Source organism: Corallococcus llansteffanensis, from assembly GCF_003612055.1.
Taxonomy (GTDB): Bacteria; Myxococcota; Myxococcia; order Myxococcales; family Myxococcaceae; genus Corallococcus; species Corallococcus llansteffanensis.
This window is the reverse complement of record NZ_RAWB01000824.1, coordinates 1-3,274: the sequence shown is the minus strand read 5'-3', so window position 1 is coordinate 3,274 and position 3,274 is coordinate 1. Positions and strand designations below refer to the sequence as shown.

Genomic DNA, 3,274 nt, shown 5'->3' with positions numbered 1-3,274 from the left:
GTGCACAGGCAGGGAGGCGGCGCCCTCCTGCCCCGCCCCGGCTTGCTGAAGACGCTCTTCCGCGCGCAGCTGGGGCTGGTCACCGACTACTTCTGGGTGCTGACGCTCAACCGCATCGGGAGCGCGGCGAGGCCCGAGGAGTACCGCACCGTGTATGACTACGCGGACCTCGTCACGGACCTGGATCCGCACTTCCCCCAGGCATACCTGTACGGCGGCATCACGATCCCGGTCCACCTGGGCAAGGGCGAGTACACCAACGTCGCGGAGTCTTCGGCCCTGTTGCGCAAGGGGACCCAGAACCTGCCCGACAACCAGCGGATCGCCTTCCAGCTCGCGTACAACCTGATGTTCTTCGAGAAGAAGTACAAGGAAGCGGCGGACATCATCCAGAGGCTGTCCCAGCGTCCCGACGCGCCCTCGTGGTACGTGGCGCTCGCCACGCGCCTGTATGCGCAGTCCGGTGACTTCGACAGCGGCCTGTCGCTCAGCATGGCGCTGCGCGACGGTTCGGACGATCCGGAGACGCGCGAGTTCTACGAGGTGCGCGTGCGGGAGATCCTCCAGGAGCGCATGTTGCGCACGGTGGATGACGCCCTCCAGCGCTACCGCGCCCGCGAAGGACACCTGCCGGCGTCCCTGCCCGTGCTGGTCGCCTCCGGCGACCTGCCCCGGCTCCCCGATGATCCGCTGGGGGGCCACCTGTACCTGGGCGAGGATGGCCGGGCCTACTCCGACGCCGTCCGCTTCCGCATGGAACTCATCACCGACGAGCGCACCGACGACGGTGAGCGCCTGGTCCCCAAGCCCCGAGTCACCACCCATGACGAATCCCAGCCCTGACGCCCCGCCCATCCAGGCCCAGGGGCTCGCCAAGACGTACAAGGTGGGCTTCTGGTTCAACCGCACCGTGCGGGCCCTGCAGTCCCTGGACCTCCAGGTGGACACCGGGCAGATCTACGGGCTGCTCGGGCCCAACGGCGCGGGCAAGTCCACGACCATCAAGATCCTGATGAACCTGGTGCGCCCGAGCGGCGGCACCGCGCGGCTCTTCGGGCAGCCGGTGGAGGACGCGGCCACGCGGCGGCTGGTGGGCTTCCTGCCGGAGAACCCCGCGCCGTACGAGTACCTCACGGGCCGGGAGTTCGTGACGCTGGCGGGGCAGCTCGCCGGGCTGAGCGGCCACGAGCTGGACGGACGCGTCACGGAGGTGATGGGCGCGGTGGAGATGGCGGGCGCGGAGAAGCTGCAGATCCGCCGCTACTCCAAGGGCATGGTGCAGCGCGTGGCGCTGGCCCAGGCGCTGGTGGGCCGCCCGAAGCTGCTCATCCTGGACGAGCCCACGAGCGGCCTGGATCCGCTGGGCCGCCGGCAGATGCGCGACCTCATCCTCGCCGAGCGGGACAAGGGCACCACGGTGCTGTTCTGCAGCCACATCATCCCGGACGTGGAGGCGCTGTGCGACCGGCTGGCCGTGCTGGTGGGCGGCCGGCGGGTGCGCGAGGGCAGCGTGCAGGAGCTGGTGTCCGCGCAGGTGCCCACGGTGGAGATGGTGGTGGAGGGGATGAAGCCGGAGGACGTGCGGGGGCTGGGCATCCCGCTGGAGTCGGTGCAGGCACTCGACGGGCGCGTGATGTTGCAGGTGGCGGACGTGGACAGTCAGCGGTTGCTGGGCGGGGTGCTGGGCGCGGGCGGACGGGTGAACCGGATGCAGCCGGCGCGCTTCTCGCTGGAGCAGCTGTTCATGAACACGCTCAAGGAATCAGGCCGCGCGACCAGCGTGGGTGGGGAGATCAACACGTGAGCGCCTTCACGGCGATGATGTGGAATGGCTTTCGCGAGGCGCGCCGCAATCGGGTGACGGTGGTGGTGGGCGTCTTCGCCGCGGTGGTGCTGCTGTCGTCCACGCTGGTGACGGAGGTGACGGTCGCGACCTTCGACCGCGTGCTGACGGACTTCGGCCTGGGGATGATGAGCATCATCCTCGTCTTCCTCGCCATCTTCCTGTCCAGCAGCCTGCTGAGCCGGGAGATTGAACGGCGCACCATCTTCCTGGTGGTGAGCAAGCCCGTGTCCCGCCGGCAGTTCCTGCTGGCGCGGCTGGCGGGCACGATGCTCACGCTGGGCGTGCTGCTGGTGGCGATGACGCTCGTGTTCCTGAGTCAGCTGCTGCTCTTCGGCGCGGAGATCACCCAGACGCAGCTCCTGGCGAGCGCGGGGCTGTGGTTCGAGCTGCTCATCATCAGCAGCGTGGGCATCTTGTTCTCCAGCTTCGCGGGGCCGGCGGTGTCCGCCATCGCCACCACGGGCATGTACTTCACCGGGCACCTGACGGGGGACCTGTACCAGCTCGCCAGCCGCTCGGAGAGCGTCGCGATGCGCGCGGTGGGCAAGGCCATCTACTACCTGCTGCCCAACCTGGAGCGGGTGAACTTCCGGCCGCAGGCCACGTACGCGCTGCCGGTGGACGCGTCCACGTTCCTCTCCGGCGTGGGCTACAGCCTGGCGTGGACGCTGGTGCTCACGACGCTGGCCATCTTCATCTTCGAGCGGCGCGACTTCCGCTAGGGCCCCTGGGCCGCCGCCCGCGCCGCGACCAGCGAGCGCCGGGCGGCTTCCAGACCGGGAGACCACCGCAGCGCTTCCTCCAGCGCGACCACCGCTTCGTCCGGGTGCCCGGCCTGCAACAGCGTGCGCCCCAGCTCCAGGTGCGAGTCCGCGCGCTTCGGGGCGCGACGGAGCGCCTCGCGGAAGCGGGCAATCGCATCGTCCAGGTGGCCCTCCCTGCGGGACACGAGCCCCAGGTTGTGCCACGCCACCGGGTTGTCCGGCATCAGGCGCACGGTGCGCTCCAGCTCCTGCCGCGCATCCGCCAGCCGGCCCGTCTTCGCGTACGCCACCGCCAGGTTGTTGTGGACGCGGAACTCCCTGGGGAGGGCGCGGGCCGCGAGCTCCAGGTGGGGAATGGCTTCGTCCAGCCGTCCGGCGTTGAGGTGCACGTCACCCAGCTTGGAGTGGATGAGGGGCTGCGGCACCACCGTCTCCTGCACGTAGGTCCACAGCGTCAGGTCGTCATGCCACGCCGGCACGTAGGCCAGCGTCAGCAGGGCAAAGGCCGCCAGCACGCCCCCGGACAGGAGCCCCACGGGCCGCGCCTGCTGGGGCCAGCGCACCCGCAGCCAGCGCAGCCCCAGGGCCAGCAGCAGGACGAAGCCCACCGACGCCAGGTACAGGTAGCGCTCCGCGTACGCGTTCACGCCGCGCGCCTGGAGCG

Annotated in this window: 4 protein-coding genes; 3 read left to right on the top strand and 1 reads right to left on the bottom strand. The window is 70.1% G+C overall.

The genetic code is table 11. The features are described 5' to 3' along the window. From D7V93_RS45520 to D7V93_RS40755, 3 genes are all read left to right on the top strand, one after another. Nucleotides 1–843 (top strand): tetratricopeptide repeat protein (locus D7V93_RS45520; RefSeq protein ID WP_158623973.1); only part of this gene is annotated, 843 nt, incomplete at its 5' end. Beyond that, entirely contained in the window at nt 824–1,804 is a 981-nt protein-coding gene (locus tag D7V93_RS40760; protein WP_120648390.1) for an ABC transporter ATP-binding protein, read from the top strand. The genes D7V93_RS45520 and D7V93_RS40760, both read left to right, overlap by 20 nt. Continuing rightward, a complete protein-coding gene (locus D7V93_RS40755) occupies nt 1,801–2,568 on the top strand; it encodes an ABC transporter permease (protein ID WP_120648389.1) in 768 nt (255 codons plus the stop codon). The genes D7V93_RS40760 and D7V93_RS40755 overlap by 4 nt, the downstream gene beginning before the upstream one ends. Here D7V93_RS40755 and D7V93_RS40750 read toward each other — a convergent pair. Continuing rightward, nucleotides 2,565–3,274, bottom strand: a 710-nt coding sequence (locus D7V93_RS40750; protein WP_120648388.1) for a tetratricopeptide repeat protein, incomplete at its 5' end; no start/stop codon positions are given. The genes D7V93_RS40755 and D7V93_RS40750 overlap by 4 nt on opposite strands.